The sequence below is a fragment of the Ferranicluibacter rubi genome, assembly GCF_011603255.1.
GTDB lineage: Bacteria > Pseudomonadota > Alphaproteobacteria > Rhizobiales > Rhizobiaceae > Ferranicluibacter > Ferranicluibacter rubi.
The window spans coordinates 497,656-523,205 of the sequence record NZ_JAANCM010000002.1 but is presented as its reverse complement, the minus strand read 5'-3'; the positions used below and the strand labels follow the sequence as shown (position 1 = coordinate 523,205).

The 25,550-nt window shown below is 62.4% G+C and carries 20 protein-coding genes; 2 read left to right on the top strand and 18 right to left on the bottom strand.

Going from position 1 to position 25,550, the window contains the following annotated elements; all coding sequences use genetic code 11:
- Nucleotides 1-7: 7 nt before the first annotated feature.
- From serS to G8E10_RS06345, 10 genes are all read right to left on the bottom strand, one after another.
- Entirely contained in the window at nucleotides 8-1,291 is a 1,284-nt protein-coding gene (gene serS, locus G8E10_RS06390; RefSeq protein ID WP_167127878.1) for a serine--tRNA ligase, read from the bottom strand.
- A gap of 107 nt (nucleotides 1,292-1,398) precedes the next feature.
- Nucleotides 1,399-2,217 (bottom strand): twin-arginine translocase subunit TatC, encoded by an 819-nt coding sequence (gene tatC, locus G8E10_RS06385; RefSeq protein WP_110729711.1) that lies wholly within the window; start codon nucleotides 2,215-2,217, stop codon nucleotides 1,399-1,401.
- A complete protein-coding gene (tatB, locus tag G8E10_RS06380; protein WP_281517425.1) occupies nucleotides 2,214-2,984 on the bottom strand; it encodes a Sec-independent protein translocase protein TatB in 771 nt (256 codons plus the stop codon). The genes tatC and tatB overlap by 4 nt, the downstream gene beginning before the upstream one ends.
- Nucleotides 2,985-3,047: 63 nt before the next feature.
- Nucleotides 3,048-3,305, bottom strand: coding sequence for a twin-arginine translocase TatA/TatE family subunit (locus tag G8E10_RS06375; RefSeq protein ID WP_110729710.1), 258 nt, complete (start codon nucleotides 3,303-3,305; stop codon nucleotides 3,048-3,050).
- Nucleotides 3,306-3,554: 249 nt separating this feature from the next.
- The gene (gene scpB, locus G8E10_RS06370; protein WP_110807505.1) at nucleotides 3,555-4,259 is read right to left on the bottom strand and encodes an SMC-Scp complex subunit ScpB; all 705 of its coding nucleotides are present in this window, start codon (nucleotides 4,257-4,259) and stop codon (nucleotides 3,555-3,557) included.
- Nucleotides 4,252-5,109 (bottom strand): segregation and condensation protein A, encoded by an 858-nt coding sequence (locus G8E10_RS06365; protein ID WP_167127875.1) that lies wholly within the window; start codon nucleotides 5,107-5,109, stop codon nucleotides 4,252-4,254. Before G8E10_RS06365 ends, scpB begins: the two co-directional genes overlap by 8 nt.
- Nucleotides 5,110-5,148: 39 nt before the next feature.
- Nucleotides 5,149-6,165, bottom strand: coding sequence for a beta-N-acetylhexosaminidase (gene nagZ, locus G8E10_RS06360; protein ID WP_167127872.1), 1,017 nt, complete (start codon nucleotides 6,163-6,165; stop codon nucleotides 5,149-5,151).
- A 163-nt stretch (nucleotides 6,166-6,328) separates the two neighbouring features.
- Entirely contained in the window at nucleotides 6,329-8,680 is a 2,352-nt protein-coding gene (locus tag G8E10_RS06355; protein WP_425530820.1) for an SPOR domain-containing protein, read from the bottom strand.
- A gap of 127 nt (nucleotides 8,681-8,807) precedes the next feature.
- The gene (gene argS / locus G8E10_RS06350) at nucleotides 8,808-10,568 is read right to left on the bottom strand and encodes an arginine--tRNA ligase (protein ID WP_167127866.1); all 1,761 of its coding nucleotides are present in this window, start codon (nucleotides 10,566-10,568) and stop codon (nucleotides 8,808-8,810) included.
- 104 nt (nucleotides 10,569-10,672) lie between these two features.
- Entirely contained in the window at nucleotides 10,673-11,890 is a 1,218-nt protein-coding gene (locus tag G8E10_RS06345; RefSeq protein WP_132449313.1) for a deoxyguanosinetriphosphate triphosphohydrolase, read from the bottom strand.
- Nucleotides 11,891-12,089: 199 nt separating this feature from the next.
- Here G8E10_RS06345 and erpA point away from each other — a divergent pair, with 199 nt between their 5' ends.
- Complete coding sequence (gene erpA, locus G8E10_RS06340; protein ID WP_110732429.1) at nucleotides 12,090-12,422, top strand: iron-sulfur cluster insertion protein ErpA; 333 nt, start codon at nucleotides 12,090-12,092, stop codon at nucleotides 12,420-12,422.
- A gap of 39 nt (nucleotides 12,423-12,461) precedes the next feature.
- Here erpA and G8E10_RS06335 read toward each other — a convergent pair whose 3' ends face one another.
- Entirely contained in the window at nucleotides 12,462-13,925 is a 1,464-nt protein-coding gene (locus G8E10_RS06335; RefSeq protein ID WP_167127863.1) for a phospholipase D-like domain-containing protein, read from the bottom strand.
- Between the two features lie 234 nt (nucleotides 13,926-14,159).
- On the opposite strand from G8E10_RS06335, the gene xth reads away from it, so the two are divergent.
- Entirely contained in the window at nucleotides 14,160-14,966 is an 807-nt protein-coding gene (xth, locus tag G8E10_RS06330) for an exodeoxyribonuclease III (protein ID WP_132663343.1), read from the top strand.
- Between the two features lie 100 nt (nucleotides 14,967-15,066).
- Here the strand turns inward: xth and exoR are convergent, their stop codons facing one another.
- From exoR to exbD, 7 genes are all read right to left on the bottom strand, one after another.
- Nucleotides 15,067-15,864: an exopolysaccharide production regulator ExoR gene (gene exoR / locus G8E10_RS06325; RefSeq protein ID WP_110798839.1), complete on the bottom strand. Its 798-nt coding sequence runs from the start codon at nucleotides 15,862-15,864 to the stop codon at nucleotides 15,067-15,069.
- Nucleotides 15,865-16,630: 766 nt separating this feature from the next.
- Complete coding sequence (locus G8E10_RS06320) at nucleotides 16,631-17,887, bottom strand: OmpP1/FadL family transporter (protein WP_110798838.1); 1,257 nt, start codon at nucleotides 17,885-17,887, stop codon at nucleotides 16,631-16,633.
- A 454-nt stretch (nucleotides 17,888-18,341) separates the two neighbouring features.
- Nucleotides 18,342-21,185, bottom strand: a complete 2,844-nt coding sequence (locus G8E10_RS06315) for a valine--tRNA ligase (RefSeq protein WP_167127860.1) — start codon at nucleotides 21,183-21,185, stop codon at nucleotides 18,342-18,344.
- A gap of 235 nt (nucleotides 21,186-21,420) precedes the next feature.
- Nucleotides 21,421-22,386, bottom strand: coding sequence for a PopZ family protein (locus tag G8E10_RS06310; protein ID WP_167127857.1), 966 nt, complete (start codon nucleotides 22,384-22,386; stop codon nucleotides 21,421-21,423).
- 166 nt (nucleotides 22,387-22,552) lie between these two features.
- Nucleotides 22,553-23,911, bottom strand: a complete 1,359-nt coding sequence (locus G8E10_RS06305) for a TolC family outer membrane protein (protein ID WP_132710805.1) — start codon at nucleotides 23,909-23,911, stop codon at nucleotides 22,553-22,555.
- A gap of 367 nt (nucleotides 23,912-24,278) precedes the next feature.
- Nucleotides 24,279-24,938: a protein-L-isoaspartate O-methyltransferase family protein gene (locus G8E10_RS06300; RefSeq protein WP_167127854.1), complete on the bottom strand. Its 660-nt coding sequence runs from the start codon at nucleotides 24,936-24,938 to the stop codon at nucleotides 24,279-24,281.
- A 176-nt stretch (nucleotides 24,939-25,114) separates the two neighbouring features.
- Complete coding sequence (gene exbD, locus G8E10_RS06295) at nucleotides 25,115-25,549, bottom strand: TonB system transport protein ExbD (RefSeq protein WP_110729698.1); 435 nt, start codon at nucleotides 25,547-25,549, stop codon at nucleotides 25,115-25,117.
- Nucleotide 25,550 lies beyond the last annotated feature (1 nt).

Below are 25,550 nucleotides of genomic sequence, written 5' to 3'. Positions count from 1 at the left end.
CCACGCATCAACGCGCCGCTTCGATCCGGGTCAGCCCGCCCATATAGGGCTGGAGAACGTCGGGCACGGTGACCGAACCATCCTCGTTCAGGTAGTTTTCCATAACGGCGATCAGCGCGCGGCCGACGGCGGTGCCCGAACCATTCAGCGTGTGGACGAACTTCAGCGCCTTTTCGTCCTTCGAGCGGTAGCGCGCATTCATGCGCCGGCCCTGGAAATCGCCGCAGACGGAGCAGGAGGAGACCTCGCGGAAGGTATTCTGGCCAGGCAGCCAGACTTCGAGATCGTAGGTCTTGCGGGCGCCAAAGCCCATGTCGCCGGTGCAGAGCGTGAGGACGCGGTAATGCAGGCCGAGACGCTTCAACACCTCTTCCGCACAAGCGGTCATACGCTCATGCTCATCGATCGACGTCTCGGCGTCCGTGATCGACACGAGCTCGCATTTCCAGAACTGGTGTTGGCGCAGCATACCGCGGGTATCCCGACCGGCGGAACCGGCTTCCGAGCGGAAAGACGGCGTCAGCGCCGTATAGCGCAGCGGCAGTTTTTCGGCCTCGACGATCTCCTCGCGCACCAGGTTGGTCAGCGTCACCTCGGCCGTCGGGATCAGCCAGCGGCCATCGGTCGTGCGAAAGAGCTCCTCCGAGAATTTCGGAAGCTGACCGGTGCCGAACATGGCATCGTCACGCACCATCAGCGGCGAGGACACCTCGGTGTAGCCATGCTCGCCGGTGTGGAGATCGATCATGAACTGGCCGAGCGCGCGTTCCATGCGCGCCAGCGGGCCGGTCAGCACCGTGAAGCGAGAGCCGGACAGCTTGGCCGCACGTTCGAAATCCATGTAGCCGAGCGCTTCGCCGATTTCGAAATGCTCCAGCGCCTTGTGGTTCCAGCCGGGACGCGCACCGATGGTGCGGGTAACGATGTTCGCGTGCTCGTCAGCGCCGACGGGTACATCTTCCAGAGGGATATTGGGGAGGCGGGAGAGGACGTCGAGAAGTTCGGCATCGACCGTGCGCGTCTGGTCCTCAAGCGCCGGCATCGCGGTCTTGAGCTCGGCCACCTCGGCCTTCAGGCGATCGGCAAGCTCGGCGTTCTTCTGCGCCATCGCCGCGCCGATTTCCTTCGATGCGGAATTGCGACGGGACTGCATGTCCTGCAGAGCCTGCACGAGGCCGCGCCGCTTCTCATCCAGCGCTATCAGGCTTGCTGCCTGCGCAGGAGCGCTGCGTTTTGCCAGTGCTGCGTCGAGCGCTTCGGGATTGTCCCGCACCCATTTGATATCGAGCATCGATCAGTCTCCGGACGTGAGAGACCCGACATTCCGCAAAGGACGCGGACGAAGACGCCGAGGACCTTCCGAGCCGCGTGAAGACCACCGGATCTCCTGATAGAGAATCAATCCGTCTTCTCGTCGGCTTCCGCAAGCTCCCGCGACGCCGCATCTTTGGCGCGCTGGCGCTCGATGAGTCGGGCCGTATAGATGGAAATCTCGTAGAGAAGGATCGCGGGGATCGCAAGGCCGATCTGGGAGACGGGATCCGGCGGCGTCAGGATGGCCGCGGCGATGAACGAGATCACGATCGCGTATTTGCGCTTGGCCGCCAGCGTATCGGCCGTGACGAACCCCACACGCGCTAGAAGCGTGGTGATGACCGGCAGCTGAAAGACGAGGCCGAAGGCGAAGATCAGCGACATGATCAGGCTCAGATATTCCGAGACCTTCGGCAGGAGCTGAATCGAGACTTCGCCCTGCCCGCCTTCCTGCTGCATGTTCAGGAAGAACCACATCACCATCGGCGTGAAGAAGAAGTAGACGAGCGCCGCACCGAGCAGGAACAGCAGCGGCGATGCGATCAGGAACGGCAGGAACGCGGCGCGCTCGTTCTTGTAGAGGCCGGGCGCGACGAACTTGTAGAGCTGCGTCGCAATCATCGGGAAAGCGATGACCAAAGCGCCGAACATCGCCACCTTGATCTGCGTGAAGAAGAACTCCTGCGGCGCCGTGTAGATCAGGCCGGCCGCGCGGTGATCCAGCCCTGCCCAGGACACGGCCCATTTGTAGGGCTGCACAAGAATGTTGAAGATCTGTTTGGCGAAGAAGAAGCACACCAGGAAGGCTACGAAGAAGGCGCCGACGGCCCAGATCAGGCGGGTGCGCAGCTCGATGAGGTGATCGAGAAGCGGCTGAGGCTTGTCTTCGATATCGGCGCTCATGCATCGTCTCCGCTCTTCGGCGTCATCGGTGTATTAAGCGGGACGTCGGCTTTCACCGTCTTCTTCCGCTTGGCTAACTTCGCGCCGATCTCCGCAACATCGGCATCGCCGATCGGCGCAGAGGCGCGCTTGCGGGGCTTGGCCGTCGTGGTGTCACCCGGGGCCTTTGCCGACTTCTTCCGCGGCAATGCCACCGCGACGCCATTGACAGCACCGGCTTCCGCGTTCCCAGCTTCTGCCTTTACGGAGCGCTTGCGGGGCTTGGTCTCAACGCGTGTGTCGGTGGCAAGGGGGGAGGACGTAACGGGAGTAACCGGGGCGGAGGCGACGGTATCCGTTGCGCCTGCGGCCGGAGTGACGCCGTTTGTGACAACCGCGGGCTGTTCGGCTGGTATCGCAACCGATGCCGCCATCTCCGGGGCCGGCGGAATGTCCGAAGCGACGGCGGCCGGCTTTTCATCCGGGCGGGTCGCCTTCTGCAGGTCAGCCTTGATGTCGTTGCCCATCTGGCGAAGCGGGTTCATCGCCTCGCGCAGGCTGTTTGCCGGGTTGAGTTTCTGCGCGTCGCTCAGCGTCTTGCGCACATCGTCGAGATCCGCCTCACGCAGAGCCTCGTCGAACTGATGGCGGAAATCGGTGGCCATGCCACGCATCTTCGACATCATCTTGCCGAAGGTCCGGAGCATCGGCGGCAGGTCCTTCGGGCCAACGACGATGATCAGGACGATGGCAATGACAACAAGCTCGGTCCAGCCGACGTCAAGCATACTCAGGAACTCCGCACATCATGATGGGACGCGCGGCGTGTGCTGCGCGTCCAGACTGGCTGATCAGCGGACTTCGTCGGATTTATGTTCGACGGTCCGCGGGTCGATAGGGGCGCCCTTGTCATAAGGGGCCTTGTCGTAGCCGGGCTTGTCGTAACCCGGCTTGTCGGCGGCATCCGTCTCGTCGTCGGTCATGCCCTTCTTGAAGCTCTTGATGCCTTTGGCGACATCGCCCATCAATTCCGGGATCTTGCCGCGACCGAAGAGCAGCAGGACGACGACGAGCACGATGAGCCAGTGCCAGATGCTGAATGAACCCATTCTCTTAAAACTCCCTGCAAATCCGACAAACCCATCCGGGATGGCCTGCCTGCCCTATTCCACTTTATCAAGCTTTCAAGCCAGCATCACCGCCCTGCTCTCAGCCCTCGTCTTTGTCGGCCGATGCGATTCTCCCTGAGGAAACGCAATCCTGCTTTTCGGGCAAAGATCTAAAGGAAACGGTGATGTCACGCAATGCTCACGCTGTTCAATCCCGCGAGAGCATCACACTGCCGATCACGGTGAATATCAGGCAGGCTCGTCGCCGCTCGGCGGGAGAAGGCCGAGCTCCTCCAGATCGAGGGCGGTAATCGGATCTTCGTCATCCGACAGGTCGTCGTTGCCGGATGGCAAGGGGACATGGAAGTTGGGCGGGATGCGGCCGGCAAGCAAGCCTGCGCCCTTCAGCTCCTCCAGTCCGGGCAGGTCGCGCAGTTCCTCAAGACCGAAATGGTCGAGAAAATCGCGTGTCGTCGCAAAGGTTACCGGTCGGCCGGGCGTCCGGCGGCGCCCACGAAATCGCACCCATCCGGCTTCCATCAATACGTCGAGCGTACCCTTGGAGGTCTGCACGCCGCGGATGTCTTCGATTTCGGCGCGCGTAACGGGCTGATGGTAGGCGATGACGGAGAGTATTTCGAGCGCAGCGCGCGAGAGTTTGCGCACCTCCTGCGCATCCGACGACAGGGCGAAGGAGAGATCGGCCGCGGTGCGGAACGCCCAGTGATCCTCGACCTGCAGGAGGTTGACGCCACGCGTCGCGTAGAAGGCCTTCAAGCGCAGCATGATGCTGCGAACATCCGTGCCGCTCGGCAAGCGCTGGGCGAGATAAGTTTCCGAGACGGGCTGGGCTGCGGCGAAAACCAGAGCCTCGGCGATCCGCTCCAGTTCGTCGGCCCGATGCGCGTCGTCTCTCTCGCGAACAAGGGCGTCGTCCCCGTGGACCTCAGCCATTGCGCGCTTCCAGTTCTGCGATCTCGTCCTCGGTCATCGGGTTTTCCCCGAGCCGGACGTAGATGGGCGCGAAGGCTTCGTCCTGCCGGATCTCCAGCCGACCCTCGCGAACCATTTCCAGCGAGGCGGCAAAGGCGCTGGCGATGGCGCTCACGCGCTGGCGGGGATCGCCGACATAGCGCAGGAGATAATCATCGAGCACCGTCCAGTCCGACAGGCCACCCATCAGCCGCGCGAGAATGAGGCGCGCATCGGCGAGCGACCAGACCTGCCGGCGCTCGATCGTCACCTGCATCACCGCCTCACGCTGGCGCAGGCTCGCATAGGCCTGCAGGAGATCGTAAAGCGACGCCTCGAAAGCGGAGGTTCGCTCGACCGGGATGTGCTCCGGTGCGCCGCGCGCAAAGACATCGCGACCCAGCCGGTTGCGGTTGACGAGCCGGGTTGCGGCATCCCGCATGGCCTCCAGCCGTTTAAGCCGGAAGGCCAGTGCTGAGGCCATTTCCTCACCCGACGGCCCATCGTCCTTGTGCGGCTGCGGAATGAGAAGGCGGGACTTCAGGAAGGCGAGCCAGGCGGCCATGACGAGATAATCGGCGGCCAGCTCCAGCCGGATCGAGCGGGCACTCTCGATGAAGGCGATGTACTGCTCGGCGAGCGCCAGCACGGAAATGCGGGACAGATCGACCTTCTGGTTTCGTGCGAGGTGCAGCAAGAGATCGAGCGGACCTTCGAAGCCGGCGATATCCACCACGAGTTCCGCCTCATGCACGGCCCGCTCGTCTGCCTGCCAGTGCGCATCCATCGGCACGTCGCCGCGCGCGCGCTCGCGACCATCGGCCGGGCTCATCCGGCGACATCCAGAACGGTTGCGGCTGACAGGGACGCTTCAGACACTCGGGATCATCTCCAGGAACTCGGCACGCAGCGTCGCCTCGTCGGCATCGTCCGGCTCGCGGAAGCTTGAAGCAGCGATGTCTGCGCGGCGGAGGGAATCGCCCGAGAGGACAGGCACGACACGCGATACGGCCTGCATCTCCTCCATGATCCCGTGGCAGTGGAGGACGAGATCCAGCCCGGCCTCGACGATGCCCCTCGCCCGCGTTTCCATGTCGCCGGCAAGTGCATTCATCGACACGTCGTCCGACATCAGCAGTCCGTCGAAGCCGATATGCCCGCGGATGACCTCGTCCACGACCTTCCGCGATGTCGTCGCAGGGCGATCGGGATCGATCGCCGTGAAGACGATATGGGCGGACATCGCCATGACTTCGGATTTCATGGCGACGAACGGCACGAAGTCGCTGACGGCCAACTCCTCGAAAGTGCGGTCGACAACCGGCAGCTTGTGATGCGAATCGACCAGCGCCCGGCCATGGCCGGGCATGTGCTTCATGATGGGCAACATGCCGCCGGCTTTCAGGCCTTCCGCCGCCGCGGCGCCGAGGGCGGCCACGGCCTGGGGATCGGAGGAATAAGCCCTGTTGCCGATCGCCTCGCTCATGCCGTCAGCCGCCACATCAAGCACCGGCAGGCAGTCGACGTTGATACCGTAGCGCATCAGGTCAAAGGCATGGAGACGCGACATGAGCCACGCCGCCCGCAACCCCTTTTCGGGGTCGGCGTGGAACAGGGCGCCGATGGCGGCCGCATTCGGATAGGCGCCGGCAAGCGGCGAGCGAATGCGCTGCACGCGGCCGCCCTCCTGATCGATCAGCACGGGTGCTTGGCTGTTGCCGATGCTGTCGCGAAGGCTGGCGACGAGATCCGAGATCTGCGCGGCGTCCCCAATGTTGCGGGCGAACAGGATGAAGCCCCAGGGGCGCTCGTCGGCGAAGAAGGCCTTCTCGTCGGCGGTCAGCGAGAGGCCCTTGCAGCCGGAGATGAATGCTTTCGATCCGCTCATGGCGTCACCCTCATGCCTTTTGTTTTCGTTCGTCGCGTTCGGTTTAAGGACGGATCGCGCTGGAGAGCAAGAGGCTTGCGATTCGGCCTTGCTCGTCGCCGCCCCCCAAACGCGCAAGGGCGCAGCCGAAGCCGCGCCCTTTTCTTAAAGCGTGGTGTAACCCTTAACGGGTGACCAGGCAGCTGCCGCCGGCACTTTTCAGGCGCGAGCAGAGAGCGTTCGCTTCATCGCGGCTGCCGGCCGGGATGCGGACGCGGTAGTAGGTGCCCTTGCCGGCGATGTCGGCCTTCTTGATATCGACGCCACGGCCGGCGATGACGCTGCCATACTTGCCGGAGAGGCTCTTGTAGGACTTCTGCGCCTCGGCTTCGGACGGCAGGGATGCGACCTGCACGACATAGCTGCCGGGGGCGATCGACGCCGTCTGGACGGGCGAAGCGTCCGTCGGCACGGCGGTTGTCGCTGTTGCAGGCGTCGCGAAGGTGTCGACCGGCTTGCGTGTCGCCCTCGCCGTCTCGACCGGCTTTGCTTCCGGAAGCGGTTGGGTTTTAGCGATTTCGGCAGACGGCACGGCTGCATTGGCAGCGGCCGCCAGCGCACCGACATCATCCTGCGCAGCGGTGGCGAGCGCTGGGGTGTTCGGCTTCAGTGCGGTGGTCTTGACCGTCTTGATCGCCGGCTCCGCAGCGGCAACGACCGCTGCCTCTTCCGGGGCAAGATCCTCACGGGCAACGAGCGTTCCGTCCGGCCGGACGATCATGGTGCGGACCTTGCGCGGCGCGACGGCGGGTGCTGCATCCTCGTTCGCGGCACTTGCCTGCGTATCTCCATCGTCAGGCATCAGGCGGTCTGCGCCCTCGTCATCGGCCGGCGACATGCCGTCGAGTCCGTTCATCCCTTCGAGGGGCAGGCTTTCCGGCGTCAGCGTGCGCTGGACGACGTCGATCGGCTCTTCGGTGGAGGAAACCAGCGTGCCCTGCTGCGGCGCATCTTCCTGCGCGCCGGCAACACGGTCGTAGACGGCCTTGTCCTGGTTCGGCACGGTTTTTCCGCCCTTTTCGACAGGCACCATCTTGGTCGGCGTCTTGTCGGCGAGAATGATCTGCGGTTCGCCGCTGGTAAAGGACGATCCGACGCCGCCCATCAGGGTATAGGCACCCACGCCGCCGGCGATCAGCACGATGGCAGCCGCACTGGCGAGAAGGAGCAGCTTGCCGCGCGGGCGGGCTTCGTTGTCGTTGCCATAGGTCGGCTCGGCATAGCGGTCGCCCTGCCCGATGACTTCCTGGCGCTGGCTGATCGAGCGGCGGAAGTCCTCTTCCATCGCCCGCTCGAAATCGGCGAACTCTTCGTGCGACGCACGGGCCGGGGCTGCAGCACCAGCGATGCCGGCAGCCGTTGCGGCCTGGACGCTACCATTGCCACGCTCCGACGCCTGACGACCTGCACTGAAGATCTGTGCCATCTCGGCGTCGATATCGAGATCGTAGTCGCCGGGATCGAGCGGATGGTTCTGCTCCTCGATGACGGGCAGCTGCGGTACATCGATCTCGCCGGTCGCAACGACGCCATAATCGGCTTCGGCAATCAGCGAGGGATCGAAGGGAAGTTCCGCTTCCATGAAGGGCTCGACCGGCTCTTCGATCGCGGCAACCTCTTCCGTCGCCATATCCAGTTCAAGTTCGATGTCGGAGAGGTCGATCTCGAAATCGTCGAGGTCGAAGTCCGGCTCGGCTTCTGCGGCTGCAATCGGAGCCGGCTGCGGCACAGGTGGCGCGACCGGCACCGGGGCAACGAATGCCTGGGGAGCGGGAGCCTGCATGACGGGTGCAGCAGCAACGGGCGTCGGCACGACCGCGGCAACAGGCGCCAGCGGCGTTGCGAAGGTGCGCGGAGCACCGCCGTTCAGCGCGACAGGCGTCGCACGGCTGAAATTCGGCGTGAAAGGAAAATTGTTCTTCCGCGCGGCTTCCGCGGAAACGGCAGGGCGAACCGGCGTGCTCGGCACGGCGAAATGCTCGACCGTATCCAGCAACGGATCGGCCCGAGGACGCACAGGCTGCTGAACGGGCGCAACGGCTGCAACCGACACGGGGCGAATAGGCTCGACCGGCATCTGCTGCACGTGAACCGGCTCCGGCGCGGAGCCGAGCGACATTTCGAGTTCATGACCGAGGTCAAGCGACGGATCCGGCTGCGCGTGGAAAACGGGTTCCGGACGCGGATCGAAGGTCGGCTCAACCGGGCGCGGCGCCTGCTGAACGGGTGGCTGCGCCTGAACCGGCTGATGGTGCTGCTGCACGGGAGCAGCGACGACGGGCTCTACAACGGGCTGAGGCTGCGAGACAGGCTCAGGGGCCGCCGGCGTATCGAACGCCTCGAACTCCCGCATCAGCTCTTCTTCCAGATCGACGATCGGATCGTAGCGAACCGCTTCCCGATGACGCTCCAGCTCCTGGAGCTGTTGCAGGGCGGGACGATTGTCGTAGCCGACGATGCGGGCCAGCTCGCTCAACGGATCTTCATCCGGGAACAAGTTCGGGTCCACATCCGTGCTTCGTGCCAACTGTTTGTCTGCCATTCGCTCCACTCACATATACCGGGCCGGTCGTGCCAGTCCAATATGGGGAAATGGTGACATGCTACCGCATCTCGTTCGGGGCGTCCGTCCCTGTGATACCAAGGCCGGACCTCAAAACGGAGGCAACCGCATGCACCAGTCCTAGTCTGGCAAGGCTCAATTCTCTACTTTTATCGTTAATAAAGCGTAAGCCCGGAAAATCTTTGCCCTTGTTCCAATGCCCATGGAACGCGCTGGCCAGATCATAGAGGTAAAATGCGATGCGATGCGGCTCTTGCGCCAGCGCTGCCGACTCGATCACCCGCGGATATTCTGCCAGCTTCGCGACCAACTGCAACTCGCTAGGATCCGCGATATGCGTCCCCAGGGCCTGTGTATAGTCGACGGCATCAAGGTCGAGATCCGGAAACGCTTCCGCAGCCTGCCGGAAGATCGAACGGCAACGCGCGTGGGCATATTGAACGTAGAAGACCGGGTTGTCCTTCGACTGCTCGGTGACCTTGGCGAAATCGAAATCGAGCGGCTCGGAATTCTTCCGGTAGATCATCATGAAGCGCACGGAATCCCGGCCGACCTCGTCCACGACATCGCGCAGCGTAACGAAATCGCCGGACCGCTTCGACATCTTCACCGGCTCGCCATTACGGTACAGCTTGACGAGTTGGCAGAGGAGCACGGTCAGTTTGACCGAGCCGCCGGAGACGGCGCGCGCGAGCGCCTCCAGCCGCTTGACGTAGCCGCCATGGTCCGCGCCCAGCACGTAGATCATCTCCTCGAAGTTACGGTCGAACTTGTCCTTGAAATAGGCGACGTCGGCTGCGAAATAGGTGTAGGAGCCGTCGGACTTGATCAGCGGGCGATCAATATCGTCGCCGACATCCGTCGAGCGGAACAGCGTCTGCTCGCGGTCTTCCCAATCTTCCGGCACCTGCCCCTTCGGCGGCGGCAGGCTTCCCTTGTAGACATGGCCTTTGAACGTCAGGTCGTTGATGGCGGAGCGGATACGCTGGGCGCCGTCGGCATGCAGCGTGCGCTCTGAAAAGAAGACGTCGTGATGGACGTTGAGCGCGGCCAGATCCTCGCGGATCATCGCCATCATCGCCGCGATGGTGCGCTCCTTGACGAGCGGCATCCACCCGTCTTCAGGCATGCCAAGCAGGCTCGAACCGAACTCGTCCGCGAGCGCCTGCCCGACCGGCACGAGATAATCGCCGGGATAGAGACCTGCCGGGATCTCCCCGATCGTTTCGCCCAGAGCTTCGCGATACCGCAGCATGGCGGACTTGGCGAGGACGTCGATCTGCGAGCCCGCATCGTTGATGTAGTATTCCTTGGTCACATCCCAGCCGGCGAAGCCGAGCAGGTTGGCCAGCGTGTCGCCCACCACCGCGCCCCGGCAGTGGCCGACATGCATGGGGCCGGTCGGGTTGGCGGAGACGTACTCGACATTGATCCTGCGTCCGGCGCCGACCTGGCTCCGGCCATAGGTGTCGCCGGCGGTGACGATCGCCGCCAGAAGCTTCTGCCAGTAGCCGACCGACAGGCGGATGTTGATGAAGCCCGGGCCGGCGACGGAGACCTCGGCGATATCGGCATCTTCCCGGAGCGCTGCGGCAATGGTTTCGGCGAGCGAACGGGGATTGGTACCCAGCGGCTTTGCCAGCACCATGGCGGCGTTGGTGGCGACGTCACCATGGCTCGGGTCGCGCGGAGTCTCGACCGCAACACGCTGGAAATCGACCTCTGAGCGCTTTTCCTTTACCAGATCAATGGCTTCAAGGACGTTCTTCACTCTGGCTTCGAGGTCGGTGTAAATGTTCATGATATCCATCGTCCGGGAGGGCGCGCCTCATCAGGCCGCGGTCCGCATCAAGGTGGCCCGGCTCTGACAGACCAAGATCTGCGACCGGGCGGGTGGCTGGCGCTCTAGCGCAAATCCGGGGTGTGGTCAAACAAACGCCGGTGCGTGGAAATCGCGTAGGTATCGGTCATTCCGGCGATATAATCGGCGACATGACGGGCCTTTGCGGGCTCCGCGAGCCCGGCAATCTGATCGATCCAGTAGTGCGTCTGCATCTCGCGCGGCTCGGCCATGAAGGCATGGTAGAGATCGACGACGATCCTAGCGGCGTTCTCGCGCACCCGCATGACGTCGGCGTGGCGATAGATGCGGGTCATCAGCATGCGCTTGATCTGCCGGTCGGTCTCCGCCATTTCGGGAGAAAAGGTGGCAATGACACGTCCGGCCATGCGGATGTCGGTGGCACTTTCCGGGCGGATGTCGCGCAGGTTGCCTTGCGCGACGCCGATGACGTCCTCGACCATGGCGGTGATCTGCCTGCGCATGATCTCATGGGTGAAGCGGGCCGCCTCCAGACCCGGATATTTCGCCCGGACTTCCTGCATGAGGCTGGCGAGAAACGGGATCTCTTCCAGCATGTCGAAGGTCAGGTAACCCGAGCGCAGGCCATCATCGATGTCATGCGTGTTGTAGGCGATATCGTCGGCGATGGCCGCCACCTGTGCCTCAAGGCTGGCGAACGTGCCAAGCTCCAGATCGTGCAAAGCGCAATAATCGAGGATCGGTTGCGGCACGACGGGATGGAGCGGATCGGCCGCCGGCCCCGTTAGAGGTCCGTTGTGCTTGACCAGCCCCTCTAGGCTCTCCCATGTGAGGTTCAGCCCGTCGAACTCGGCGTAGCGTCGCTCCAGCTTGGTGACGATACGCAGCGACTGCGCGTTGTGATCGAATCCACCGTGGGCGGAGAGCACGTCCTGAAGGGCATCCTCGCCCGTGTGACCGAAGGGGGTGTGGCCGAAATCGTGGACGAGCGCGACACCCTCCGCCAGATCCTCATCGAGACGCATCGCGCGTGCAAGCGCCCGCGCGATCTGCGCCACCTCGATCGTGTGGGTCAGCCGGGTGCGGTAGTGATCACCATCGGCGGCGATGAAGACCTGTGTTTTATGCTTCAGCCGGCGGAAGGCCGTGGTATGGACGATACGGTCGCGGTCGCGCTGGAAATCGGAACGCGTCGTGCTGGTGCCCTCGGGGTGAAGGCGCCCCCTGTTCGTCCAGGGATCGGACGCGAAAATCGCCCGTTGTCCGGTGCCGAAACCCAGTGCATCCTTGTCCAAAGCCATTTGCATGCAGCATCCCATTGACGCGGTTTTAAAGCCTTCATACCTATAGTGTTGGCCGCATGAAAGCATGGACTGTTACTCTACGGCATGATCCGTTCAGAATCATGACGTTGGCGGCCGCAGCGCAGACCATGGATACAGATTTCGCCGTAAGCGGCGACAAACTCTCCGGATCTTGACCCCGGCAGGAGACACCAGAATGACCGAGACCACCGTTACTCTCTCCGATTCCGCCGCAAAGCGCATCGGCACGATTCTCAAAGGCGATGCGGAGAAGCACGCGATGCGTGTTTCCGTCGAAGGCGGCGGCTGCTCCGGCTTCTCCTATAAGTTCGATCTCGTCGACGATGGATCGGACGACGATCTCGTTCTGGAGAAGGGCGAAGCGAAAGTGCTGATCGACAGCCTGTCGCTCGTCTATATGGAGGGGTCCGAGATCGACTTCGTCGACAATCTTCTCGGCCAGTCCTTCCAGATCCGCAATCCGAACGCGGTTGCGAGCTGTGGCTGCGGGACCAGCTTCTCGATCTAACAGATCAGAAAACATGTATAACTTGCTGTAAGGTATACATTAAAGATATGGCGACCCAAGCCAGAAGACCCGGTAGAGAAGTCGCGTCAAGAACGGCCGGGCACGGAGCCCGGCCAGAGTCACCTCAGTCGACGCGCCGCGCACGGCTTCGAAACGGCGCTCAAGATCAGCGGCGAACGTCGTATCGAGCACCTCGAGGTCGATCTCGAAATTGAGCCGCAGCGATCTCGGATCGATGTTCGAGGAACCGATATAGGACCAGCGTCCATCGATGGTCAGCAGCTTGGAATGGTTGAAGGTGCCCTGTGCCCGCCAGACCCGGCAACCGCCTTTCAGAACTTGGTCAAACTGCGCGGTCATGGCCCGATCGACGAGCGTCAGATTGTTGACGGCGGGCACGATGATGTCGACGTCGACGCCACGCAGTGCCGCTGTCACCAAGGCACTCACCAGTTCCCGATCCGGCAGGAAGTAGGGCGACATGATCCGGATACTTTTGCGAGCGACCGAGATCGCCCCCATCAGCATCTTGTGATTGGCCTCGTTGGCGCGGTCTGGCCCGGTGGGTATGGCGCGCAGGATCATCGGCGACTTGCGCTCGCTGTCCGGCGGCGGATCGACGCCCCAGATGTCGCCTTCCAGCACCTCGCCAACGGCGAACTGCCAGTCCTCGCAGGCGACATGCAGCAGATCGGCGACCACGGGACCCCGCACCTCGAAATGCGTGTCGTGCGCTTCCTCGCCCGCTGCGAATTCCGATGTGAAGCCGGCGCGGATGTTCATACCGCCGGTATAGGCGACACTGCCATCGACCACGAGGATCTTCCGGTGTGTGCGGAGGTTCGCATAGGGCAAACGCAACCCCATGACGATATTGCCGTTGAAGGTCCGTGTGGTCACGCCACCCTTGCGCAGATGGCCGACAATGCTCGGCACGGAATAGCGCGCACCGACCGCGTCGATCAGCACCCGTACCTCAACGCCACGCTCGGCGGCCGCAATCAATGCATCGGCAAAGCGCAGGCCGATCGGGTCCCGGTCGAAGATGTAGGTCTCCAGCAGGATGGAGCGCGTGGCACCGGCAATCGCCTCCAGCATGCGGGCATAGGCGATGTCACCGCCTTCCAGCATAACGATTCTGTTGCCGGCCGACATGTGGTGACGGCTGACCTTGTCGCCGAGAACCTTCATCGAGCAGAAGCGCTGACCGAAGTGTTCGGCGACGAGGGCATCGTTGACATCGAAGCGCCGCAGCGCGTCGGCCGTCCGGTCCTTGAGCAGCGAACGCTGCAGGCCGATGGAGCTGCGCCGGATGCGGTTGATACCGGCGACGGCATAGATGATGGCGCCGAGGACCGGAGAGAGAACGATGACGCCGACCCAGCCGAGCGCCGCCCGCACCTCATCCTTGGTCATGGTGGCATGGATGGCAGCGGGAACGCCTATGAGCACCGAGAGAACGGCGAGAATGTGCGGCCAGTAGGTGGCAAGCGTCTGGATCATGCTCCCCGGTCTATCCCTTCTCATCAACAGTGGCGTGACGTGTCTGTGACGTCATCTGCTGACTTAGCGCATCGGAAGGTAAACGTGTATCTCAGGCCGGAGATTATTGGCGTTCTCCTATCTTCTCACCCTCACGGGCATCGGATACCGGGAACAACGATTTTCCCGCCGACGCGTTTGTCAAAGCGTGCGGTGCGCTTTAAGACGAGGCGGCAGCCACGGGAGACAGAGACCATGAAGATCGCGACCTGGAACATCAACGGCGTCAGGGCCCGCATCGACGCTCTCCTTGCCTGGCTGCAGGAGTCCCGACCCGACATCGCCTGCCTGCAGGAGATCAAGACGGTCGATGAGGGCTTTCCCCGCGCCGAGATCGAGGCGCTCGGCTACCATGTCTTCACCCATGGCCAGAAGGGCTTCAACGGCGTCGCGCTTCTGACGCGCATCAAGCCGGACGAGATCACCAACGGCCTTGCCGGCGATGACGAGGACGTACAGTCACGCTTCATCGAAGGTGTGTTTTCCGTCGAAGGCGGGGTCATCCGGGTGTGCTCGCTCTATCTCCCGAACGGCAACCCGCCGGAAACGGAGAAATACACCTACAAGCTTAGCTGGATGGAGCGTCTTCAGGCCTTCGCGGCATCACGGCTGACGCTGGAAGAGCCGCTGATCCTTGCCGGCGACTACAATGTGATCGCGGAGCCGCATGACTGCTGGGACCCGCGCGTCTGGGAGAACGACGCCCTCTTCCTGCCGCGCACGCGGGCAGCCTTTCGCCGACTGGAACAGTTGGGCCTCACCGACGCCGTTCGCGCCACGACCGACGCCGCCTCGCACTATTCCTTCTGGGATTATCAGGCCGGCGCTTGGCCCAAGAACCATGGCATTCGTATCGACCATCTGATGCTGTCGCCCGAGGCGACCGACAAGCTCATCTCCACCGATATCGAGAAGCATGTCCGCGCTTGGGAAAAGCCGTCCGACCACGTGCCCGTCATCGCACATTTCGACTTCACGCCAATCGACGTCGTTGCTGCCTGAAACGTCTAGCGTCGAACGGTTATGATCGGAGGTCACGGAGGTGACGCCGTATCGGCGCTCAACAGCATTTTTCAGAATCGGTTGAGCGGCGACGGAGTGCTCAGTCCGCTTCGCCCGGACGGATGGCGTGGGACATGTTGATCGCGACGCGGCGATCGGACTCGGTGGCAAGCGAGAAGGCCTGCTCCTGCATCGGCTGCAGCCACTGACGGTCCTTCGGCGAGCACTGGTCGAGCGCTGCCGTCATGTAGGCGAGGCCGCGAACGGTCTGGCCTTCCTGGAAGATGACGTTGCCGAAGACGCCCATGGCGCCAGCATGGCCCTTCTTGCGGGCGCGGTTCAGCCACTTCTTGGCCTGCTGGACATTGACGCTGCCGCCATCACCGGACAGCAGCATCTTGGCCAGCTGGAACTGGGCTTCCGCGACACCGAAGGTCGAGGCAGCCTGGAAGTAGAGCTGACGCGCCTGGCTGAGGTCGGCGGAAACGGGTGTATCGGGAATGCCGCGGCGGTAATAGCCGGCGAGAGAGATCAGCGCGTTGACGAAATAGCCCGTATCCTGCGAGCCTGGCTCAACACCATTCTCGGCGATCTCGCTATAGATCTTGAAGGCTTCGAGGTCGTTTTCGGTGACACCGTCACCATCGGCATACATGTTGGCCAGAGCCCAGCGAGACGCCGTATGGCCCTTTTCGGCGGCATAGCGATAAGCCTCGATGGCCTCATCCTTGCGGCCGTTCTTGTAGGCGGAGAAGCCGAATTTGAAGAGTGCGAACGGACCGGATTCCTTCGTGACGCCGGCATTGGGGTCAAAGGCGCGAACCGCACCGCAAGACGCCCCAAGCGCTGCCGCCAAACTCAATACCACCAACGTCAACGACCTGCATTCGCGTAGCATATTCGTCAAAATCTTCCGTTCAACCCGGCTCGCCTCATGTTCGATCCGGCGCTTCCCCACTCGGTCCATGCCTGCCGAAATGCCGCAGCGACCCCTCGCCCGCATTCCCCTGTCGCAACCGCTGCCGGCTGCCGTCTCCTTGAGTGTCAAAGCCAGGCTAGCGCCGATTTTCGGCGACACTGCGGCCCTGTCTCGATCCTCTGCAGATCCGGGGTTCCCCATACCGGTTCCACCCGTCGATGTTCTCGAAGTTCGCCATGTAACATCATGAAACATCACTACTTCGTTTCACCTGCCGAAAATTGTTCCCCTTGGAGCACTCTTGGTTCGCTCGGGGTTCATCTTCCTGCGGCAGGAGATCGATGCTCTCTGTTTGTGGCGGGAAATAGACTGAAACAAGGGCCTGCGGGGGCCACCAAACCATTCAAACCGCGTGTTGCGGAATCGTCACAAAATGCGTGTGTCAGGAGGCGATTTCCCGTCGCACTCTTCTCTTTCAGGTTCAGCCACCACCTGCAGATCGCGCCTGACTGCGAGACGGCAGTTGACCGTCTATGGATGTCGCGAACTGCGAGCCCTGACGATCGACACGGTACGCGGTCGGCGGCGCTGCGTCATCGTCACCCACAGCGCATCGTAGAGGTCGACCCGCCGTATCCACCGCTCTACCCGAATACGGGCTCGCCTCACGCACCTGCGTCTCCAAACGCAAAAGCGCCCGGCTTTGAACCGGGCGCTCTTTGACTTTGCATCTGGTCGCGATGGATCAGAAGCGAACTTTCAGCGACGTCGAGACGGCGGTGACGACGTCGTTGCCGTAATCATAGCTGACGTTGCTGCCGAACGGCACGCCATTGATGGTGGTCGAGCGGGACGAACCGCTGGTCAGGATGCCCACTGCACCAGCCAGACGGAACTCGACGTTTTCGACCGGCTTGTAGGCAACGCCCGTGCCGAGCGTCCAGGTGTCGCTCTGCGCATTGATGACCGTGCTAGTACCGCGATCCCAGGTCAGGCTGACGGCGCCGCTCCACTGATCGTTGAACTTGTGACCGACACCTGCCGTGACGGTCAGGCCGTCGCGGTAGAGCAGGTCGAGGCTGGTGCAGGGTGTCAGAGGACTTGCTGTCGCCGGGCAGAAGGCGACCGACTGCAACACGCTCCAGTCGGTCCACTTGATCGATCCGAAGGCCAGCCAGTCGGGTGCGATACCGCTCTGGATCTTGTACTCCAGCGACTGCGGTACGGATGCCTCACCGCTTATGTCATACTTACCGAACTGGATCGGGCGGGTCGGTCCCAGCGGACCGGGTACGCGCACTTCGCTAAGGTCGATCGTGCCTTCGATATCGTCGAACTTGACTTCGCTGTTGTAAACAAGGCTCGTCAGGAAGGCATATTCCGGAATTTCATACGCAAGACCAACGCGACCGCCCCATCCGTTGGCCTCAAGATCCAAGCGACCGATGCCGTTGCCTGTACCGTAGAAGTTCGGCGCGACCAGACGCTCCTTGAAGCCGTTGACCTCCTGGTAGAAGCCGCCACCGATGACCCGGATCTTACCCGGACCCATGGCCCACTTATAGGAACAGGTCACCGCGTAGTTGTCGGTTTCGATCTTGGTCTTGGTATTGTCGTTGGCACCGATCCAGTTGCGGCCCGGATTGGTGTAGGCACCGAACGGCTGCGAATAGTCGGCCATGCAGTCGATGCCGCTATCGCCGAGAGCTGCCTTGATGCCGACACGCGGTACCCAGTAGCTTTCCGTGTCACGCGTCGATGTCGAACCACCGCCGCGACCATCGGCGCCAAGGCCGTTCGCCGGATTGGTGTCGCGGCCGTTCTTCAGGTCGCGCTGCGGGTTCACGTATGTCGTCGTGGCCTCAAGAGCATAGGCAGAGGGATCGAACAGAAGGTCGATGTTGTAGCCGCCGCGCTCCAGACCACCTGCGTGAGCCGATGTTGCTGTCATCGCGGCGAGAACTGCCATGGCGACGACGGACCGTGTATGTTTGAAATTCATGTAACCTCCCACTCAACGTGACGACACGCCCTCGGATGCCGCCTTATTGAACATGAGGATATGCGAATACAAACCGAATGCAATTCCCATAAATTGATGGTCACATCTGGTTGCATGCAGAAATTGACGTAAGAATTTCGTCTGCATGCCGAATTTTGGGTGATTTGGAAATTTTTTTCTAGTGAACTGGGGTTTTCCGATCGAGAGGGTATGAATTTGCTCTGCTCCCTGCACTGTCACCCACATGCCACAACCTGCCCTTTTTCAGACATGTTTCGCTCCCGGTCGTGCCCCGGACGGAACTTTCCTCGTGTGACACTATCTCTTTCTCAGCGACGTCCTCGCATCGCTGAGTCGCTGGATCCACGAACTCGGACATGAGAAGGGGCCGCGACGATGTCGCGGCCCCTTCGATGCTCACATCATCCTACATGCGATAGCCCGGTCGCGAACCTCAGCTCGCGTCCGCGATGCGTCCTAGGGCGACATCGAGCGCGGTCTTCTGGCCGTCGAGTTCGACCAGTCGCTCACGCTCGGCCTCCACGACCTCCGGCTTGGCGTTGGCCACGAACTTCTCGTTCGACAGCTTGCCGAGGATACGCTGACGTTCGATTTCGATCTTGTCGATCGCCTTGCCGAGGCGTGCCTTTTCGGCGACCAGATCAATCAAAGCACCGAGCGGCAGGCAGAACGTCGCCTCGCCGACCACGATCTGCGCGCTGCCCTTGGGCGCCATCGTCGCGATGTCGATCGCATCGACGCGAGCGAGCCGGCGGATGGCGGCGGCGTGACGTTCCAGCCGCTCGCGTGTGGGAATGCCGGCATCGACCACCACCAGCGGCGCAATCGCCGACGGGGGCACGTTCATTTCCGAGCGAACCGAGCGGATGCCAGAGACGAGATCGATGAGCCAGTTGATCTCCGCCGCTGCGTGCTCATTGGCAAAGCCGGCAGCGGGCCACGCCGCGTGGCACAGCAGGCCGTCCCGCTGGGCGCCCTCGTCTGCGGTCGCCGTCCACAGCTCCTCCGTCATGAAGGGCATGAACGGATGCAGAAGCTTGTAGGCCGCTTCGAGAACATAGGCGACGCAGGCCTGGGACTCGGCCTTCGCGGCTTCGTCCTCACCGGCAAAGACCGGCTTCAGCAGTTCCAGATACCAGTCGCAGACCTGGTTCCAGACGAAACGATACAGGCTACCGGCGGCCTCATTGAAGCGGTAGGTTTCGATGGAGGCCGTGACATCGCGAACCGTGCGCGACAGTTCGGTCAGGATCCACTGGTTGACCGGGAGGACGCAGGCCTCCGGCAGGAAGGACGGATCGGCCTTCACACCATTCATCTCGGCAAAGCGCGTCGCATTCCAGAGCTTGGTGCCGAAATTGCGGTAACCGGCGATACGCGCGGGATCGAGCTTCACGTCGCGCCCCTGCGCCGCCATGATGGCCAGCGTGAAGCGCAGAGCGTCGGCCCCGTACTCATCGATCAGGTCGAGCGGATCGATGACGTTGCCCTTCGACTTCGACATCTTCTGCCCGTTCTTGTCGCGAACGAGAGCGTGAACATAGACAGTGTGGAACGGCTCGACCGGGTTGCCGCTCTCGTCCTTCATGAAGTGAAGGCCCATCATCATCATCCGGGCAACCCAGAAGAAGATGATGTCGAAACCCGTGACCAGAACGTCCGTCTGGTAGTACTTCGCCAGTTCCTTGGTCTGATCGGGCCAGCCGAGCGTGGAGAACGGCCAGAGCGCGGAGGAAAACCACGTGTCAAGAACGTCTTCATCCCGCGTCAGGATCTCGCCGACGGCAAAATTCTCGATCCGATCCTGAACGAAAGCCTTCATCGGGCCTTCATGTGACAGGTAATGCTGGATGGCGGCGTGCAGCGCCTCTTCCTCGGACTTCTCGACGAAGACCTGGCCATCCGGTCCGTACCATGCCGGAATCTGGTGTCCCCACCAGAGCTGACGGGAAACGCACCACGGCTGGATGTTTTCCATCCACTCGTAATAGGTTTTTTCCCAGTTCTTCGGGACGAAGTTGGTCCGGCCCTCGCGAACGGACGCGATGGCAGGCTTGGCGAGTGTCGCCGCATCGACGTACCATTGCTCCGTCAGGCGCGGCTCGATCGGCACGCCACCGCGGTCGCCATGGGGAACCATGTGCTTGTGCGGCTCGATCTTGTCGAGCAGGCCGCGTTCTTCGAACAAAGAAACGATGATCTTGCGGGCCGCGAAACGCTCGACGTTTTCGAGAATTTCGATCAGCGCATCGAGTTCGCCGGTCGCCGGCAGGCCTTCGAGGAAGTCCTCGTTGTCCTTCAGCGTGACATGGCCATCGATCGTCAGAATGTTGATCTTGCGCAGATCATGACGGCGCGCGACCTCGAAGTCGTTGAAATCGTGGGCCGGCGTCATCTTGACGGCGCCGGTGCCGGCGGTCGGATCGGCGTAATCGTCGGCAACGATCGGAATGCGGCGGCCAACCAGCGGCAGCACGACGTGCTTGCCGACGATCGCGCGATAGCGCTCGTCTTCCGGATTGACCGCGATGCCGGTGTCGCCAAGCATGGTCTCTGGCCGCGTCGTCGCAACGACCAGATAGTCGCGCGTCTCGAACGCGGTGGGTTCGCCCTCTTCGTTGAAAGCAACGGGGTGCTGGTAGGTAACGCCGGGCTCCAGCGGATAACGCAGATGCCAGAGATTGCCGGCAACCTCGATCTGCTCGACCTCGAGATCCGAAATCGCAGTCAGGAGCTTCGGATCCCAGTTGACGAGCCGGTTGTCCTTATAGATCAGGCCCTGCTTGTAGAGCGTGACGAAGACCTCGAGGACAGCCTTCGAGAGCCCCTCGTCCATGGTAAAGCGCTCGCGCGACCAGTCGCAGGAGGCGCCGAGGCGCTTCAGCTGGTTAAAGATCAGACCGCCCGATTCGTCCTTCCAATCCCAGATCCGGTCGATGAAGGCATCGCGGCCCATATCGCGCCGGCCGGGAAGCTGGCGTTCCATCAGCTGGCGCTCCACGACCATCTGCGTCGCGATGCCGGCATGGTCCATGCCCGGCTGCCACAGCACGTCCTTGCCGCGCATCCGCTCGAAGCGGATCATGATGTCCTGCAACGTGTTGTTGAGCGCATGGCCCATGTGCAGAGAGCCGGTCACGTTCGGCGGGGGAATGACGATGCAGAAGGGCTCGGCGCCGGGCTTGGCGCCCGCACCAGCGCGAAAGACGTCGGCATCGTCCCAAAGCTTGGCGATACGCGGTTCGACCGCAGCGGAATCATAGGTTTTGTCAAGCATTTCGGAGCCAAACGTGCTGGTGGATGTGGGAGGCTTGTAAACCGGAACCGCGCAAGCACGCAACATTCCGCCCCGCGAATATGGGAGGTGTTGACCGAGAATGCTATGCCTGCGGGTATCAGGAGACGAACAGAAGACTGCCCGCAGTGCCTGAACGCCCTGCGGTTGATGATCAGGCGTCGGCGTGCCGAACGCGCAAGAATGCGCTCCTGCCGGACGCTGCTATCGAAGGGGGTTAGCGGCGCGGGCCGCGCGCAACGCGTTCGATTTCTTCGCGCACGAGGCGCTCCACCAGCGTCGGAAGATTGTCGTCGAGCCATTCATGAAGCATCGGGCGGAGCATTTCTTCCGCGATCTCATCGAAGGAACGGCGCGGGCTGCTGTCGATTGCCAGCGCCAGTTCGCCGAACGAGCGGGACACCTGCTCGCTGACCGCATCCGAAAGGATGGCGGTGACGTCTTTTTCCCGGGACTGCGACGATGCGTCGGACGACGCAATCGGCGCTGCAGCTGGCGTTTCCGGCTGTGTCGTCACGGTCGTTCCAGCATTGGCGGTCTCGGGGGCGGCAACCTCGTTTGTCACGAGGTGCGGCGTGACAACGTCGCGCGCCATGGCGCGAATGGATGCCTCCACCTCGGCCTGATGAGCAAGATCATGCTCGCTCTGTGTCTCCACGACAACCGGTTCGCGGTAGGCTGCCACACGAGTCGGTTCCGGCTCGGAAGCCGCTGCGACGTTTGCCTGAGGCAGAGGTTGCTGCATGTCCTGGCGCGGTGCGGTGGTCTGGGGTGCCCTCGCCTGCTGATCGCGGGGTGTGGCAACGGCTTCGCGCGGCATCGTCTGGCGTTCGGACGCAGCCCGAACGCGGGCGGCAACATCTGCCAGCGACAGCGGGGCGGAGGGCACTGTGCGGGGTGGCTCTTCCATGGCGTAGGACGGGGACGGCACCTGACGATGACCGGTATCGGCCTCGGATGCATCGAACTCGGGGAAGACGGTGTCGTCGATCGTCAGCTGGATGTCTTCGGCCTGCTCCTCGTCGAGGTAGGCTCGGTCGCTGGCGTAATAGCTGTCCGACATCGGACCGTGATCATTGGCGGGAAGACCAGGGCCCGTCGCCTCGTTGCTCTCGATGATCTTGCGGATCGAAGCGAGAATTTCGTCCATCGACGGTTCGCGCGCCAGGTTCGATTGTGCCATTGCAGATCCTCGTTTCATTCAACGCGCGCCGCCGCTTCGCGCAGAGCCTGATGACCCTTAAGCGACTTGTCCGTTAGGCGGAATGCCGCGAATCATCCTCCCGCGATGATGCACAGATTTGTTTCTCCCGTCATCCGGTCCTTGCAGGCAAACGAGACTTCGGCGGTCAACGCCCCTCAACAGGGCTCAAGCCGAACCATTTGTTCTTCACCGCCTCGTAGTGTTCTTCCGGACGATATTCCGCAACGTTCAGGTTCTGACCTCGTACGGTGAGCGCGCCCATGCTGGCGAGCAGAGAATAGCTGGCGACGACGGCGTTGCGCTGTGATGCCGCGAGGCTTTCGCGCGCGATCAGCACCGATTGCTGGGCGTCGAGCACGTCGAGCGTCGTGCGTTGCCCCACCTTGCGCTCCTCGATGACACCAGCCAGCGCCTGGTTCGCAGCCCGGATCTGCTCCTTATTGGCGGTAATGGAAGCGCGGGCGGCATCCAGTTGGGCGTGGGCGCTGACGACCGTCTTCTCAACGTCGAGCCGGACACTGTCGACGACGATACGTTGCTGGCCTGCCCGCTCCTTGGCCTGCCGCACCTGGCCGTATTCGGCACCACCCTGGTAGATGGGCACCTGAAGGCGCGCGGTGATCGACCCCGAGGTGCTGTCGATCCCGCCATTGTTGACAGAATCGCCGGTGTTGCGGCTGACCGAGCCCTGGATCGTCACGCCGGGCAGCATGGTGCCCTCCGCCTGCTTCACCCGGTAGCCGGCGGCATCGACGGCATATTCCGCGGCAATGATCTGCGGATTGTCCCGAAGGCCTGCGGCGACGGCCTGGTCGAGCGTGCGCGGCATGCCGATCTTGGCGGGTGACGCTGCCTTGATATCGCGAGGCGCGCCACCGACGATCTGGACATAGACCGCCTCACTCTGCTTCAGCTGCGATACCGCCGTGGCAAGCAGCGCCTTGGCACTTGCAAGCTCCGCCTCGGCTTGGCTGACATCCGTACGCGTGCCCTCGCCCACCGTCAGCCGGGCATTTGCGGCCTTCAGCTGCTCCTTGAGGAAGGCAAGGTTCTGGCGGCGAATGCCGACGACCTGCTGGTCGCGGACGATATTGGCATAGGCTTCCGCAGCCGAGAGCAAGATGGAGATCTCGTTGGCCTTCAGGCTTTCCCGATTGGAAAGGACGGTGGATTCGGAGGCGCGGACCTCGTTCAGGGTCTGGAAACCGTCGAAGATCTGCTGGGTGATCGTCAGTCCGGCGGAACCTTGGTGGAAATCGCGCGGCCGCCTCTGCAACTCGCTATCGAAGCGCGTCTGCGTGCCGCTCGCCACCGCCGAAACCTGGGGCCGGTAACCGGACTTCGCGATCGTGACAGATTCGTCCACAGCCCGAAGACCGGCGCGCGCCGCGTTCAGGTCCGGGTTGTTGGCATAGGCCTTCGCCATGGCTTCCGCGATCGTCTCGGCAGAGGCAGGGGAAACGAGAGCCAGCCCGAGTATAGCAGCGGTGTGCAGCATTTTCATGCGATGCCTCCAGTATGACAGGACCCAGCAATTCGGCACCCGCACATCGACGTCAGTGTTTCCGCGGCAACAGCCATACCGACGGTGGGACAGCTACGACCGCAGGACTATTCGATGCCAGCCCTGCAGCAATGTGCGCAAGACGGAAACGGCTCTGCGTAACCTTACAGTGGCGTAGCGTTGCTGTCGCGCATCAGGTCGCTCTAAAGCCGGACCGGTATTCAAGCTAGACCTAATTGGCCAGCATGGCGCCGGGCTGACCATAGCACGTTCGGGCGAGCCGCGGCGGTTCGCGGGCATGAAAAAGCCGGGACGCTTTCTCGGCGGCCCGGCTTCTCGTATCCATCGAAGATTGGCGATCAGACGATCAGAACACGAATTCCTTGGCGATGCGGAAGCCCGGCAGCGGCTTGACGGCCGTGTTGAAAGCTTTGCGCTCGGATGCCTTGCCACCCTCGCGCATGAAAACCTTGGCCCGCGAAGCATTGCCGAAGCCGACGACGGCGATCAGGCGACCACCATCCCTCAGCTGGGATGTCAGAGCTGCGGGAACCGTTTCGATCGCGCCATTGACGAAGATGACATCATACGGCGCTTTGCTGGGGTAACCGGCTTCAAGGGGACCCGTCACGACATTGACGTTCGCGTAGCCGAGGCTGGACAGGTTGGCTTTCGCCTGGGCGGCCAGATCGGCGTCGCTTTCCAGCGCGATCACATCCTTGCCCAGCAGAGACAGGAGGGCCGAGGTGTATCCAGTCGTGCAGCCGATCTCGAGAATGGCGTCAGTCACGGTGATCTCGCCAAGCTGCAGCAGCTTCGCCAACGGCGACGGCTCCATGACATAGCGGCCGCCATCGGCCTGGGACACAGCGATATCCGTGTCGATATAGGCGAGTTGCTTGCGGTTTTCCGGAACGAACGCTTCGCGGGGAACCGCGAGGAAAGCGGAAAGGACCGTATGAGAGGTGACATCCGTGGTGCGAACCTGGTTGTCGACCATCTTGATACGTGCTGCTTCGAAATCCATCGCGCGTGCCTCTTCGATCCGCTTTGAACGCCGCCCTTATGGACCATTGTCCGGACGGCCTGCGTCCGCCGCATTGGCGGGCTGCCTTGCAAAGCTCATAAATCGCCGCTTCGTGCGTTTCAAGCGGCGAATGCAGGGATCGGAAAATCGCTCTTCGTCCCGTGCGCCTGAAGCACTCATCGTGCGGCCGGTGCACCCTCGAGGCCGACCAGTGCGATCTTGCTGTAACCTGCCTGCTGGATTCTGTTCATCAGGTCCATCAACGCGCCGTAATCGACCGTCTTGTCAGCCCGCAGGAGGATGCGCGTCTGTTTGTTGCCTTCGGTCATACCATCGAGATCCGCAGCAAAACGCGTTTCGTCCGTCGTCTCGTTGCCGAGCGCAAGCGTCAGGTCGGACTTCAGGGTGATGAACACAGGCTTGTCGTCACTGCGCGGGGTCGGCTTTGCCGCCGATTGCGGAAGATCCACCTTCATATCGACGGTGGCCAGCGGCGCGGCGACCATGAAGATGATCAGAAGCACCAGCATGACATCGATGAAGGGTGTGACGTTGATCTCTGCATTTTCCTCGAGATCGCCGCCACCGCTGTCGCCAAGTCGCGTTGCCATG